At 65.8% G+C, this 14138-nt stretch carries 13 protein-coding genes; 11 read left to right on the top strand and 2 right to left on the bottom strand.

The annotated features are described in order from the left end of the window. Positions 1–19: 19 nt before the first annotated feature. The 10 genes from EAE28_RS09735 to EAE28_RS09690 all read left to right on the top strand — a co-directional run bounded on the left by EAE28_RS09735 (position 20) and on the right by EAE28_RS09690 (position 11575). The gene (locus EAE28_RS09735) at positions 20–1603 is read left to right on the top strand and encodes an ABC transporter substrate-binding protein (protein WP_127105656.1); all 1584 of its coding nucleotides are present in this window, start codon (positions 20–22) and stop codon (positions 1601–1603) included. A 78-nt stretch (positions 1604–1681) separates the two neighbouring features. Further along, entirely contained in the window at positions 1682–2773 is a 1092-nt protein-coding gene (locus tag EAE28_RS09730) for a M24 family metallopeptidase (protein WP_127105655.1), read from the top strand. 82 nt (positions 2774–2855) lie between these two features. Next, entirely contained in the window at positions 2856–3947 is a 1092-nt protein-coding gene (locus tag EAE28_RS09725; RefSeq protein ID WP_127105654.1) for an aminotransferase class V-fold PLP-dependent enzyme, read from the top strand. Continuing rightward, on the top strand, positions 3944–4405 hold the full coding sequence (locus tag EAE28_RS09720) for a RidA family protein (protein WP_127105653.1): 462 nt from the start codon (positions 3944–3946) through the stop codon (positions 4403–4405). Before EAE28_RS09725 ends, EAE28_RS09720 begins: the two co-directional genes overlap by 4 nt. Continuing rightward, the gene (locus EAE28_RS09715; RefSeq protein WP_127105652.1) at positions 4402–5100 is read left to right on the top strand and encodes a helix-turn-helix transcriptional regulator; all 699 of its coding nucleotides are present in this window, start codon (positions 4402–4404) and stop codon (positions 5098–5100) included. The genes EAE28_RS09720 and EAE28_RS09715 overlap by 4 nt, the downstream gene beginning before the upstream one ends. Positions 5101–5259: 159 nt before the next feature. Beyond that, a complete protein-coding gene (locus EAE28_RS09710) occupies positions 5260–6297 on the top strand; it encodes an amino acid ABC transporter substrate-binding protein (RefSeq protein ID WP_127105651.1) in 1038 nt (345 codons plus the stop codon). A gap of 12 nt (positions 6298–6309) precedes the next feature. Beyond that, positions 6310–7440 carry an ABC transporter permease subunit gene (locus EAE28_RS09705; protein ID WP_127105650.1) on the top strand — a complete coding sequence of 377 codons (1131 nt, stop codon included), beginning with the start codon at positions 6310–6312 and terminating at the stop codon, positions 7438–7440. After that, positions 7437–8561: an amino acid ABC transporter permease gene (locus EAE28_RS09700; protein ID WP_127105649.1), complete on the top strand. Its 1125-nt coding sequence runs from the start codon at positions 7437–7439 to the stop codon at positions 8559–8561. The genes EAE28_RS09705 and EAE28_RS09700 overlap by 4 nt, the downstream gene beginning before the upstream one ends. A 17-nt stretch (positions 8562–8578) precedes the next feature. Then, the gene (locus EAE28_RS09695; RefSeq protein WP_127105648.1) at positions 8579–9316 is read left to right on the top strand and encodes an amino acid ABC transporter ATP-binding protein; all 738 of its coding nucleotides are present in this window, start codon (positions 8579–8581) and stop codon (positions 9314–9316) included. A 156-nt stretch (positions 9317–9472) separates the two neighbouring features. After that, on the top strand, positions 9473–11575 hold the full coding sequence (locus EAE28_RS09690; RefSeq protein ID WP_127105647.1) for an acetate--CoA ligase family protein: 2103 nt from the start codon (positions 9473–9475) through the stop codon (positions 11573–11575). Here EAE28_RS09690 and EAE28_RS09685 read toward each other — a convergent pair. Further along, positions 11542–12324: an IclR family transcriptional regulator gene (locus tag EAE28_RS09685; RefSeq protein WP_127105646.1), complete on the bottom strand. Its 783-nt coding sequence runs from the start codon at positions 12322–12324 to the stop codon at positions 11542–11544. The two genes, EAE28_RS09690 and EAE28_RS09685, sit on opposite strands and share 34 nt — an antisense overlap. Beyond that, on the bottom strand, positions 12321–12962 hold the full coding sequence (locus EAE28_RS09680; RefSeq protein WP_164736599.1) for an IclR family transcriptional regulator: 642 nt from the start codon (positions 12960–12962) through the stop codon (positions 12321–12323). Before EAE28_RS09680 ends, EAE28_RS09685 begins: the two co-directional genes overlap by 4 nt. A gap of 184 nt (positions 12963–13146) precedes the next feature. Between EAE28_RS09680 and EAE28_RS09675 the strand changes: the two genes are divergently transcribed. Beyond that, positions 13147–14097 carry a Bug family tripartite tricarboxylate transporter substrate binding protein gene (locus tag EAE28_RS09675; protein WP_127105644.1) on the top strand — a complete coding sequence of 317 codons (951 nt, stop codon included), beginning with the start codon at positions 13147–13149 and terminating at the stop codon, positions 14095–14097. Positions 14098–14138: the final 41 nt, after the last annotated feature.

Genomic DNA, 14138 nt, shown 5'->3' with positions numbered 1-14138 from the left:
AACCCCGGAGGTTATCCTGATGTCCCTTATCCGCCCCGCCCTGCTTGCCGCAGTGCTGGCCATGCCCCTGCCCGCGCTGGCCGATACGCCCGCCGACACGCTGGTCGTTGCCCAGAACATCGACGATATCGTCGCCATCGACCCGGCGCAGGCCTATGAGTTCACCTCGGGTGAGCTGGTCACCAACGTCTATGACCGTCTGGTGCAATATGACGCCGCCGACACCACCACGCTGGCCCCCGGCCTTGCGTCGTCGTGGGAGATCGACGCCGAGGCCAAGACCATCACCTTCACCCTGCGTGACGGGGTGACGTTCCACTCGGGCAACCCGGTCCGCCCCGAGGATGTCGTCTTCTCGCTGTCGCGCGTGGTTCAGCTGAACCTGACGCCCGCCTTCATCCTGACCCAGCTGGGCTGGACGCCCGAAAACGTGGCCGAGATGATCACCGCCGGCGACGGCACCGTGACCATCCGCTACGCCGGTGATTTCTCGCCTGCCTTCGTGATGAACGTGCTGGCCGCGCGTCCGGCGTCCATCGTTGACGAAGTGACGGTGATGGAGCACGCTGAGGGCGACGATCTGGGCAACGCCTGGCTCAACGCGAACTCGGCCGGCACCGGCCCGTTCTCGCTGCGCATGTTCCGCCCGGCTGAACTGATCCGTCTGCAAGCCAATGACGCCTATTTCAACGGCGCCCCGGCAATTGACAGCGTGATCATTCGCCACGTCTCGGAATCCGCCACGCAGCAGCTGCTGCTGGAACAGGGCGACGTCGACATGGCGCGCAACCTGACGCCCGACCAGATCGCCGGTCTGGACACCGACGCCCTGACGGTCGAAACCTTCCCGCAGGCCGCCGTCCACTTCCTGTCGTTCAACCAAGCCGACGAACAGCTGACCAACCCCGCCGTGTGGCAGGCCGCCCGCTATCTGGTGAACTATGAGGGCATGGTCGACAGCTTCCTCGCCGGTCAGATGGAAGTGCATCAGGCGTTCTGGCCCAATGGTTTCCCCGGCGCGCTGAACGACACGCCCTATACTTATGACCCCGAGCGTGCCGAGCAGATCCTGTCCGACGCCGGTGTGGACCTGCCGATCACCGTCACGCTGGATGTGATCAACGCCGCGCCCTTCACCGATATGGCGCAATCGCTGCAGGCCAGCTTTGCCGAAGCCGGGATCAACTTTGAAATCCTGCCGGGCAGCGGCAGCCAGGTCATCACCCGCTACCGCGAGCGCAGCCATCAGGCGATGCTGCTCTATTGGGGCCCGGACTTCATGGACCCGCATTCGAACGCCAAGGCCTTCGCCTATAACAGCGACAACAGCCAGGACGCCTATGCTGCCACGACCACCTGGCGCAACTCGTGGGCCGTGCCGCAGGAAATGAACGACCTGACCACGGCCGCGCTGACCGAAGCAGACCCGGCAGCGCGTCAGGAGATGTATCTGGACCTGCAGCGTCAGGTGCAGGAAAACTCGCCCATCGTCATCATGTTCCAGGCGGCGTATCAGGTCGCGATGGCGCATGACGTCACCGGTTATGTGAATGGCGCGACCTCGGACTTCGTTTACTACCGTCTGGTCGAAAAAGCCGAATAACCCGGCCCCGCGCTGACGCTTTCCGGGCCGCCCGCCACCCGTGCGGGCGGCCCTTCCCGTTCCACGAATGAGGCCCCCATGAGCATCCACGACACCCGCCTGCGCGCTCTGCGCGCCGAGATGGCCAAGACCGACACCGACCTGTGCATTCTGGGGCCGTCGAGCCATATGCTGTGGCTCACCGGCGTTGACCCGCATGGCGATGAGCGCCCGGTGCTGGTGATCGTGTCGCAGGACTACGCCGGGTTCCTGATGCCCGCGCTGAATGCAGACGCCGCCCGCCAGAACACCGCGCTGCCTTTCCACAGCTGGGGCGATGCCGATGGCCCCGCGCAGGCACTGACCGACATCCTGACCCAGGCGGGCGCAACCCGGCCCGGCCTGTCGGTCGTGCTGGACGAAACCATGCGCGCCGACTTCGCGCTTCTGGTGCTCGATGCGCTCGACAGCCCGCGCCGCCGGTTCACTGCTGACACTGTGGGCCGGTTGCGCGGCCACAAGGACGCCGCCGAAGTCGAGGCCCTGATCGCCTCGGCCCGGCTGAACGATGACGCAGTGCGCGCCGCGATGGCGCAGCTGAAAGTCGGCATGACCGAGCGTGACGTGCAGGCGATCATCCACGACTACTATAAGGCCCATGGCGCACAGCCCGAGTTTACCATCATCGGCTTTGGCGCGAACGGCGCCTTCCCGCATCACCACACCAGCGATGCGGTGCTCGAAGACAACATGGCCGTGCTGATCGACACCGGCTGCCGGATCGGCGGCTATCCCTCGGACATGACGCGCAGTTTCTGGTTCGGCACCGAGCCTGACGAATACCGCACGATCCGCGCCACGGTGGATCACGCGGTCAAGGCAGCGATGGCGGCGGCGCGTCCGGGCGTCAAGGCGCGCGAGGTTGACGCCGCCGCGCGTGGTGTGATCGAGGCGGCGGGCTATGGTCCCAAATTTGTGCACCGCACCGGTCACGGGTTGGGCATCGACGTGCACGAAGGCCCTTATATCACGGCGACCAGCGAAACCGTGCTGGAAGAGGGCAATGTGTTCTCGATCGAGCCGGGGATCTATCTGGCCGGGCGCTTTGGCGTGCGGCTGGAAGAGATCGTCGTACTGCGCAAGGACGGGCCGGAAATTCTCAGCGCCCTGCCCCGGATGCTCGACCTCTGAAGCCGACATCTACTTTCTGTAGATTTACTCTACGGTCTGTGTAAATCTGTCCCCCAAGGCCTGCTCAGGGCAAGGGGGACAAATGTTCAACGACTCAACCATCGCGGCACTGCGCCGGGATTTCCCCTATCTGGCGCAGTGCACCTATCTCGACAGCGGCGCGACCGGGCTGGCCGCGCCCGGCACCGGTGCCGCCGCGGCGCGTTTCTATGACGAGATGCAGAGCCGGGGCTTTGACGGACGCCCCGAATGGATGGCGATGCGCACCCGGGTTGAGGGCGAGCTGGCGGCGCTGCTCGGCGTCTCGCCTGACTGGCTCGATTTCGGTTCCGGCAGCACCGACGTGCTGAACCGCGCGATGCAGGCGGTGCCAGTGGCGGCTGGCGACCGGGTGGTGCTGGCGGCGGACGAATTCCCTTCGGTGCTGGCGGTCGCGCAGGGGCTGGACGCGCGCGGCGCGGTGCTGGATCTGATCGACATTCCCGATGAGCGCGACCGAACGGCCCGGCTGATCGCCGCCCTGCCTGGCGCGCGCTATGTCGCCGTGTCGCATGTGCATTGGGAAACCGGCACGCGGGTCGATCTGGCCGCGCTGTCCACAGCCTGCCGCACGGCGGGCGTGGTGCTGGTGGTGGACGGCGTGCACGCGGTTGGCGCGGTGCCGGTCGATGCGGCGCTGGCCGATCTCTACGTCACCTCGTTCTTCAAATGGACGATGGCCGGTTTCGGGCTGGGCCTGAGCGTGACCTCACCCTTGCTGCGTGCCCAGATGGCACCGCAGCAGCGCGGCTATGCCAATCTTGCGCCCTCGAAACTGCTGCAACCCTCGCATGTGAACTACCCCGGCCTTGCCGCGCTTGAGGCGGCGTTGAAATATCTGACCGGCCTTGGCTGGGAGGCGATCTTCGAGCGGGTGGCCCTGTTGCAACGCACGCTGGCGGATCAGCTGCGTGCCGCCGGTTTCGAGGTGGTCACCCCCCGCGATGCCGCTGCCGGGCTGGTCGCCGTCAAGGTGCTCGACCCCGAACGCTGGGCCGCCGATCTGGCCAAACGCGGCATCAAGCTCAGCGCGCGTGGCGCGCTGCTGCGGATCGCGCCGCATATCTACAATACCCAAGCCGATCTCGACGCCTGCTGCGCGGCCCTGATCGCCATCGCAGGAAACCAGCCATGACCCCTGAAGACACGCTCGCCGCCTTGGGCCTGACCTTGCCCATGGCACAGGGGCCGCTGGCTGCGTATGTCCCGGCGCGGGTGCATAACGGGTTGCTCTATCTGTCCGGCCAAGGCCCGATCAGGGACGGCGCGCCCACAATCACCGGGCGGCTGGGCGAAGACGTGACGCTGGAACAGGGGATCGAGGCCGCGCACCTGACCGCCCTGAACGCGCTGGCGGCAATCAAGGCCGAGATCGGCGAACTGTCGCGGATCGAGGCGGTTCTCAACCTGACCGGCTATGTCGCCTCGGCCCCCGGTTTCTTCAGCCAGCATCTGGTGATCAACGGGGCCTCAGAGCTGCTGGTCGCCATTCTGGGCGATGCCGGACGCCACGCCCGCGCCGCGGTCGCCACCCCCGCATTGCCGATGAACTTACCCGTGGAAGTGTCTATGATCGTTGCGATGACCCCATGACCCTGCAACAAAGGCCCGGCCCTGTGATTGTACCCTCGACCCCGCGTGAATGCGCCCTTGTCCTGTCGACCCTGAAATGGGTGGTCAACCATACCGGCGCGCTGCTCGGCCCCGATCTGGAGCTGGTGCTGCATGATCTGTCCCATCCAGACAGTTCGGTCGTCGCCATCGCCAATGGCCGGATCAGCGGCCGTGGCGTGGGCAGTGCGATCTTTTCAGGGCCATTCGACGACAAGGGGCTGAAAGCGCTGATCGAGAATGGCGACGCGAATGAGGCCTGCACCGTCGTCGCCGATTACCGCACCCGCCTGCCCGACGGGCGCGAGCTGGACTCGCTCAGCCTGATGTTTCGCAATCAGGACGGCCGCGCCTTTGCCGCGCTCTGCGCCAATGCCGACCGCAGCCGGCTGCTGCAATTGCGCGGGCTGATCGAAGGGTTGTTTGCCCCGATAGACGAGCCTGCGCCGAAGCCCGACGAAAGCCCCTCGGTCGATGTGATGGTGCACAGCATCATCGAAGAGAGCATCGCCAGCGTCGCCGCGACCACTGGCGCGTTGACCAAAGACGAGCGCGCGCAGGCGGTGCGGCTGATGAATGATCGCGGGCTGTTTCTGGTGCGCTCCAGCGTCGAAATGGCAGCCGAGCGGCTGGGGGTCACCCGGCACACGATCTACAACTATCTCGACAAAGGGTGAAGTTACCCGACCGCATTGGTCGATTTGTTGAATTTTTGTTGACGGATGTGAAATTCCATGTGAACTTTCGACAAAATGTAGAAACTTGACGAAGAGTCCAACACGCCCTCAGTCACGGCACCCGCCGCGCTGAAGGCCTCATTCGGGAGGGATCACTCAATGAAAGTTACCACCACCTACCACCGCGCCGGGATCTACGGGCTTGCCGGGGCGGCACTTCTGGCGTCGGTCAGCACCGCTGCTGCGCAAGAAGGCTCGCCCACGCTGGACGCCGTGCGCGAACGCGGCGAGCTGGCCTGCGGCGTGATCGGCAGCAGCTTCGGCTTCTCGCTGCCCGATTCACAGGGCGTGATGCAGGGCATGGATGCGGACTCGTGCCGCGCTGTGGCCGCTGCCGTTCTGGGCGATGCCAATGCCGTGCGCTGGGTGCCACTGGTGCCCTCGCAGCGCCTGACCGCGCTGCAGACCGGCGAAGTCGATCTGCTCTTCGCGCAGCTGACCTGGACCATGTCGCGTGAGACGGATTCGGGCGTGCAGATGACCTCGGTCAACTATTTCGACGGCACCGGCTTTCTGGTTCCGACCGCGCTGGGTGTCAGCTCGGCGATGGAGCTGGACGGCGCGAATGTCTGCTCGATCCAGGGGCCGGGCGAAGTGACCGCGCGTGATTTCTTCTCGTCCAACGGGATGGAGTTCACCCCGGTGCTCTTCGCCGAAGGCCAGGAACTGCGCGCGGCCTTCCTTGCCGGCCGCTGTGATGTCTACATGATCGACCAGTCGGCGCTGATCAGCTTCCGCGCTTCGCTGGGTGAGAACAGCGCCAACTACGTCGTGCTGCCCGAGATCATCAGCAACGAGCCGCTCAGCGGCGCGGTGCGCAAGGGCGATCCGGTCTGGTACGACATCGCGCGCTACGCCCATATCGCCATGGTGAACGCCGAGGCGCTGGGGATCACCTCGGAAAACGTCGACAGTTTTGACGCCTCGGCCAGCCCGGCCATCCGCCGCTTCCTCGGGCTCGACGGCACGCTGGGTCAGGCGTCGGGGCTGCAGCCCAACTGGGCGCATGACATCATCGCGCAGGTCGGCAACTATGGCGAGATGTGGGAGCGCAGCTTTGGCCAGTCGGGTGCAGACCGGGGCGCGAACCGTCTGGCGCGTGACGGCGGGCAGCAATACCCCTACCCGATGCGCTGAGCGAAACAGGACATGACGCAGTCCCGATCCCACAGCAAGCTTCGTGTAGCAAGCGCGCAAGCAGTTGTTTTCGCGGCGGTCGGGCTGCTCTTGTTCTGGCTCTTTGCGATCACGGGCGCCGAATTGCGCGCCCGTGGTATCGAAACCGGCTTTGGCTTTCTGTTTGAACCGGCGCGCACGGCCATCGCCAACGCGCCCTTTACCTTTACGCCCGGCGTGAACAGCAATGCGCTTGCACTGATTGCCGGGGGGCTCAACACCCTCAAGATTTCCGCGCTGGTCATCGTGCTGGCAACGGTGCTGGGCCTTGGCCTTGGGCTGGGTCGCCTGTCACGCAACCGGCTGCTGCGCGGCGTGTGTCTGGGCTATATCGAGCTGGTGCGCAATGTGCCGGTGCTGATCCATATCTCGCTGTGCTACGCCGTCGCCCTGTCCCTGCCCGGGCCGCGTGAAACCGCGCCCTTCATGGGCGCGCTGATCACCAACCGGGGCTTCTTTCTGCCCTATCCCGCGCCCGACATGCTCTGGCTCGCTTCGGCCCTGACCGGCGTGCTCGCCGCGCTGGGCGTCGCCCGCTGGCGGCGGCACGGCGGGCGATGGCATCCGGGCGCGTTGGTCTTCGTGTTGCTGACGCTGGCCGCGATGGCGCTGCCCTGGCTGCTGCTGGGCCGCGCGCCCGAGATGGTGACGCCGGCTGTCGCCGGGTTCCGCGTCAATGGCGGCTGGTCGCTGTCACCCGAGCTGATCGCGATTGTCGCCGCGCTGACCCTCTACACCGCGACCTTTCTGGGCGAGATCATCCGGGGCGCGATCCAGTCCGTGCCGCGCGGCCAGTGGGAAGCGACCGAAGCGCTGGCCCTGCCCCTGCGCACCGTGCGCCGCTCGGTGATCTATCCGCAGGCGATCCGGGTGGCATTGCCCGCGCTGTCGAACGAATACATTGGCGTGATCAAGAACAGCTCTCTGGCGGTAGTGATCGGCTATCAGGAGATCGTCGGCATCGGCAACACAGTGCTGTTTGACACGGGCCAAGCGGTTGAGGTGATGGCGGTGCTGGCAGCGTTCTTTGTCGTGGTCTCGCTGGCCTTCAGCGCCCTGATGAACTTCCTCAACACCCGCACGGCCTGGGCGAGCCGCACATGACCCGCTTTCTTGCCCCCACCATCGCCACCCCGCGCCCTGCCCCGCAGGACCCGCGCCAATGGCACGACCGGTTGCGCGAGGATCTGTTCTATTCCCCCGGTGCGACGCTGGCGACGCTGGGCATGCTGGCGCTGCTGGCCTTCGCGGGCTGGCACCTGCTGAACTGGGCGCTGCTCGACGCGGTGTTCACCGGCACAGCTGAGCTGTCCCCCAGCGACGCCTGCCGCACCCCCGGCGTGACTGGCGCGTGCTGGGCGGTGATCGGCGACAAGCTGCGGCTGATCCTGTTCGGCGTCTATCCCTATGCCGAGCAATGGCGCCCGGCCGTGGCCTGCGTGCTGATGATCGTGCTCTACGTGTTGTCGGTGCAACGCCGGTTGTGGCGGCCCTCGCTGGCGCTGATCTGGGTGGTGTTTCTGGGGGCCGTGATCGTGCTGATGCGCGGTGGTGTGTTCGGCCTGTCATCGGTCACCGATGACCAATGGGGCGGCCTGCCGGTGACGCTGATCCTGTCCACGCTGGGGCTGGGCATGGCGTTTCCCGTGGCGATCCTGTTGGCGCTGGCACGGCAGCAGCGCAAATTGCCGATGCTGCAAGCGGCCTCGGTCGGGCTGATCGAATTTGCGCGGGGCGTGCCGCTGCTGGTGGTGCTGTTCATGGCCAGCGTGATGATGCCGTTGTTTCTGCCCGCCGATTGGCAAATCTCGAAACTGCTGCGCGTGCTGATCGCCTTTACCCTGTTCGGCGCGGCCTATCTGGCCGAGGTCATTCGCGGCGGGTTGCAAGCCATCCCGGCGGGCCAGTACGAGGCCGCCGCCGCGCTGTCGCTCAACTACGCCCAGACCATGCGCGACGTGATCCTGCCGCAAGCCCTGCGGATGGTCATTCCCGGCATCGTCAACATCTTCATCGGCTTCTTCAAGGCGACTTCGATCGTGGTGGTTGTCGGCATCTTCGATCTGATGACGGCGGCCAAGCGGGCGGTGTCCGATCCGCTCTGGCAGAATGCCGGGATTGAAGTCTATCTTTTTGCCGCGCTGATCTATTTCGTCTTTTGCTTCTCGTTGTCGCGCTACAGCGCCCGGCTTGAGCGTGATCTCGCGCGCGGCGCGACTAACTGAACAAGGGGCCCTCGCCCATGACGCAACCGCTGCTGACCATCACCGGGCTGAACAAATGGTTCGGCGAGTATCACGCCCTGCGCGACGTCGATCTGAGCGTGGCCAGCGGTGAGCGGATCGTGGTCTGCGGGCCGTCCGGCTCGGGCAAATCGACGCTGATCCGCTGCATCAACCGGATCGAGCAGTTCGAGCAGGGGTCGATTGTGCTGGAGGGCGTGACCGAAAAAGGCGCGCGCCAGACAGAATCGATCCGCCGGCAGGTCGGCATGGTGTTCCAGCATTTCAACCTGTTCCCGCATATGAGCGTGCTGGACAACTGCACCCTCGCGCCGATGCGCAGCCTCAAACAGCCCCGCGCGCAGGCCGAATCCTATGCCCGCGAACTGCTGGACCGCGTGCGTATCGCCGATCAGGCTGACAAGCTGCCTGGCCAGCTGTCGGGCGGCCAGCAGCAGCGCGTCGCCATCGCGCGGGCCTTGTGCATGAAGCCCCGGCTGATGCTGTTCGACGAACCCACCTCGGCGCTGGACCCCGAGATGGTGCAAGAGGTGCTCGACACCATGGTCGGTCTGGCCGAGGATGGCATGACCATGATCTGCGTCACGCATGAGATGGGCTTTGCCCGGCAAGTCGCCGACCGCGTGGTGTTCATGGACCGCGGCCAGATCCTTGAGGTCGCCCCGCCCGCTGCCTTCTTCGACCACCCCGAGCACGAGCGCAGCCGCGAGTTTCTGGGCAAGCTGCTGCACCACTAAACCTCCCCTTCCGTCACGACTTTACCTTGCTGCGCTCCGCAGCGGGACCCGCCCGCCTGTCACGTCGGTGCTTGACACCGGCGTGGCGTCGGTCAAATATTTCGTATCATTGGACGTCGTTCCAATATGCGGAACAATTGAGCGGGGAGGCTCGACATGACGCGCACACAGCCCATTGGCATCGACCGGGTCATCGCCCCGCAGTCCATCGCTCTGATCGGCGCCACCGAGGATTACGCCAAATTCGGCGGCCGCTTTTTGCACCACATCGTCGATCACGGTTACAAAGGTCGCATCTTCCCGATCAACCCGCGCCGCGAGAGCGTGCTGGGGCTGACCTGCTATCCGTCGATCATGGATCTGCCCGAGGCCCCGGATCTGGCGCTCGTCGCCGTTCCAGCGCCCAAGCTGGCGGCGATGATCGAGGAATGCGGCAAGGCCGGTGTCGGGGTCTGCGTCGTCGTCACCGCCAAGATGGCCGAATTCGGGGCCGAGGGTGCGGCACTTGAGGCCGAGATCGTCGCCATTGCCAAGCGTTACAACATGCGGTTGGTCGGCCCCAACTGCATGGGTTTCATCCTGCCGTCGATCAATCTGGCGCTCTCGTCCACCCCGACGCTGCGCTATTCGGGGCCGTTCCGCCACGGTGGCGTGTCACTGATCAGCCAGTCGGGCGCGCTGATGGGCTCACTCTATGTGCAGTCGCATGACCACGGCGTCGGGCTGGCGGGCATGGTCAGCATCGGCAATCAGGCCGATCTTGAGCTGTGCGACTTCCTTGAGGGCTTCATTGCCGATCCCGCGACCAAGGTGATCTGCCTCTATATCGAGGGCGTCAAATCCCCATCCCGCCTGCGCGCACTTGCTCTGCGCGCCCGTGCGGCGGGCAAGATCCTGCTGGCGGTCAAAGCCGGGCGCACGGATGCAGGCTCGACGCTGGCGCATTCGCATACCTCGTCGCTGGCCGGGTCGTTCAGTGCCTTCGAGACCCTGTGCCGCGAGACGGGCATTCAGGTGATGGACGATCCCGACAGCATGATCCTTGTCGCCGGTATTCTGGACCGCGCGCCCGCGATGGGGCCCGGGGGCATCGGCGTTGTGTGCAGCTCGGGCGGTGGCGGCGCGGTGCTGGCTGACCGGATGGATCTGGCAGGTCTGCCGGTCGCCAGCTATGCCGAGGTGACGCGCGCACGCATGGACGCCGACTTCCAACGCGCGCATCAGAACAACCCGTTGGATCTGGGCGCGCATACCGGCGATCTTGAGTTCGGCATTTTCGAGCGCGGGATCCACGCGGTCCATGATGACCCGGGCGTCGCGCTGCTCGCCTATGTGCTCACGCCCCAGCCGCTGATGCCGCAAACCGCACAGGCGCTCATTGATGTGTGGAAACGGCAGGAAAAGCCGGTGCTGGTGGTGCTCAACACCTCGCGCTTTGCCGAAGACCTGCGCCAGATGTTTCTGGCCGCGGGCGTTCCCGTTGTGGCGCGCATTGACGATGCGCTCCGGGTGATGAGCACCGCCTTTGCGCTGCGCGATGCGCAGACGGGTATCCGCGAGGCGGCAACCGAGCGCCCTGCCGAACTGGTCGTGCCTGACGCGCCCCGCAGTGGGTTCCTGACCGAGCCGGAGGTCAAAACCCTGCTCTCCGGCTACGGCGTTGCCGTGCCGCAAGCGACCCCCTGTGCAACGCCCGATGACGCGGTGTCAGCGGCAGAGACGATTGGCTATCCCGTGGTGCTCAAAGGCGTGGCCGACGGCGTGGTGCATAAATCCGATCTGGGGCTGGTGCAGGTGGGTCTGGACAGCGCCGATGCCGTGCGCACCGCCTTCGCCACGATCGCCGGGGCGATCGCGCAGGCCGCGCCGGGCACTGCCCTTCGCATCGACGTACAGCAGATGATCGGCGCGGGTACTGAGCTGATCGTCGGCGTAACCAACGAGCCGGACTTTGGCCCGCAGCTGGTCGTCGGCGCGGGGGGCATCCATGTCGAGCTGCTCAAGGACGTCACACAGGCCAGCGCCCCTGTGACCCCTCTCGAAGCTGAAGCCATGCTGCGCCGCCTGCGCATCTGGCCGCTGCTGGCGGGGGTGCGCGGGCAGGCCCCGGCGGATCTGGCGTCGCTGTGTCAGGCGATCAGCCGGATCTCGTGGCTGGCCGCCGATCTGGGCGAGGCGCTGGTGGATCTTGAGGTCAACCCGCTGCGCGCCACGCCGCAGGGTGCCTATGCGCTCGACGGTCGCGCCACGCTGGACTGACCGCGCCAGCCATCGGCCCAGGCGGCCTCGATCAAGAGGATCGTTTCGCGCAAAAGCGCCACGTAATGCGCGATCAGGTCGTTGCCCAGCCGGTCCATCGGGCCTGAGATGCTGACGGCAGCGACCACATCGCCATGCCGGTTGCGCAGGGGGCAGGATACGCCCTTGGCGGCCTCGTTCACCTCGCCGATGGCGACGGCGTAGCCTTGCTCGCGGATCTGCGCCAGCTGCGCGCGCAGCACGACCGGATCCGTCACCGACAGCTCGGTCACCGCGACCAGATTGGCGCAGACCTTGGCCAGCAGCGACTCGGGCCCATAGGCCAGCTGAACCTTGCCGCCCGACACCAGCTGCAACGGCGTGCGCGCGCCCAGATGGGCCAGCGTGCGCACCACCGAGCGGCTTTCGATCCGGTCGGCCACCAGATTCATCAACCCGTCGCGGGTGTTGAGCATGACATTCTCGGGCACCTTGTCGGACAGCCGCACCAGCTCGGGATGCGCCACCGAAATCAGCGAGTTGCGCGATACCGCCCGCGCGCCGACCTCAAAGGTTTTCAGGGTCAGCTCATAGAGCGTGCTGTCCTCGACCTGCCGCACATAGTCCAGCTCTTGCAGCGTTTGCAGCAGATGGAAGGCGTTCGAGCGGGTCATATCGTTCATCCGCGCGATGTCGCTCAGCCGCAGCGGGCCATCGGCCAGCGACATGGATTCCAGCACGCGAAAGGCTTTTTCGACGGATTTGATCATGACGCCACCGGCTCGGCCTGCGCCATCGCCCGCGCGCGCGCGGCGATCAGCGCCGACAGCTGGGCCGGAACCTTGTCCGCGTCATAGCGGCTGGCCGGACCCACCAGCCCGATAGCGCCCAGCGCGGGCAATCCCCCTTCGGCCAGCGGGATCGCCAACTCGAACGTGTGGCGCTCGGGGTGATCGGGGCGCAGGGCATGCCCCGCGCCCGGCTCAAGCGCCTGACCAAAGGCGGTATCGCCGGGATCATAGCGTGCGTTCTCGGGCAGGACAGCGGCCAGCGAACGGCCCGGCAGGGCGTGGGCCAGAAACACCATCCCCGCCGCCATCGGCAGCGCGAAGGCGGCAGTTTCGCCGGTCTCGGCGGCCAGCGCCTCAAGATGCGGCATCAGCGACGCGCGGAACGGATAGCGCGCCGCGACCTGCTGGCCCAGGATCACCGGCTTGAGCGACGGGGTGTAGTGCCGCTCGACCGGGTCGTGTTGCAGGTAGCCTGCAGCGGTCAGTGTGGTCAAAGTGCGGTGGATATTGCTTTTCGGCAGGCCCATGGCCCGGGCCAGTTCCGAGACCGTCACCGGGCGCTCGGCATTCACCGCGCGCTCGAAAATATCCAGACCTTTCAGAAGTGTGCTGTCCATGATCCGCCCTGTATCCCGCGCCTCACGATAGGCGGTAGCCGGGCCGAGCGTCAATGTGATCAGGATTGGGATTTGTTCCATTATTCAGAACCCATTCATTTATTGCGAGACAAATTCCCGCGTGCTAGCCTTTGAGTCGTCTGGGAGGACAGCGCCCCATTGGGCGTGCATACGGGAGGACACCATGAACAAGACCTTTACGTCGGCGCTGGCCTTGAGCCTGTCGATCACCGCAACCGCCGCTCTGGCCGAGTGGCCGGATCACCCGATCACCATGATCGTGCCGTACAATCCGGGCGGCACCACCGACATTCTGGCCCGCGCTGCCGCCGAGGCGATCTCGGCTGCTGTTGGCCAACCGGTCGTCGTGGAAAACCGGCCCGGTGCAGGCGGCGTCGTCGGTGCAACCCAGGCCGCGCAGGCCGAGGGTGACGGCTACACGATCTTCTTCGGCAACAACGCCACGCAGGTGATCCAGCCGCTGATCAACCCGGCGGTCAGCTATGACCCGCAGGCCGACTTTACCGGCATCGCCACCGTCGCCGATGCCGCCAGTTTTCTGGCCGTGAACGCCGATCTGCCGATCCAGAACATGAACGACTTCATCGCCTATCTGGGCGATCACGAGGCCAAGTTCGGCACCGCCGGTGTCGGCTCGATGGGGCAATTCACCACCGAGATGATCCTGATGGCCGCAGGCGTCGATGCCACGCATATCCCCTATCAGGGTTCGAACAACGCGATGGCCGCCGTGATGTCGGGCGAGGTTGAATTCCTCGCCGACCCGGTCGCCGCGACGCAATCCGACGCCGACCATCTGCGTATCATCGCCACCCTGACCGCCGAGCGTCACCCCAACCTGCCCGACATGCCCACGGCCCGCGAGCAGGGTCTGGATGTGGCGATCACCGGCTGGTTCGGCGTCTTCGCCCCCGATGGCACCGACCCCGAAATGCTGGAGGCGATGGCCGCACCGCTGGCGGAACTGGTCGCTTCGGATGCGTACCGCGAGCAAGTGCTGCGCATGGGCCTGCTGCCTCAGTTCCGCGATCCGGCTGAAACCGACGCCGCTGTTGCGGATGGCCTGACCACCTTCGGCGCGATCCGCGACGCTGCTGGCATCTCGATCGAGTGACACCCTCAGGCCCCGCCCGCGCTGGCGGGGCCTTTTTGATC

The organism is Pararhodobacter zhoushanensis (genome assembly GCF_003990445.1).
In the GTDB taxonomy this organism is placed as follows: domain Bacteria; phylum Pseudomonadota; class Alphaproteobacteria; order Rhodobacterales; family Rhodobacteraceae; genus Pararhodobacter; species Pararhodobacter zhoushanensis.
The sequence above is the reverse complement of the archived record's forward strand: the minus strand, read 5'-3'. Positions and strand labels throughout refer to the sequence as shown.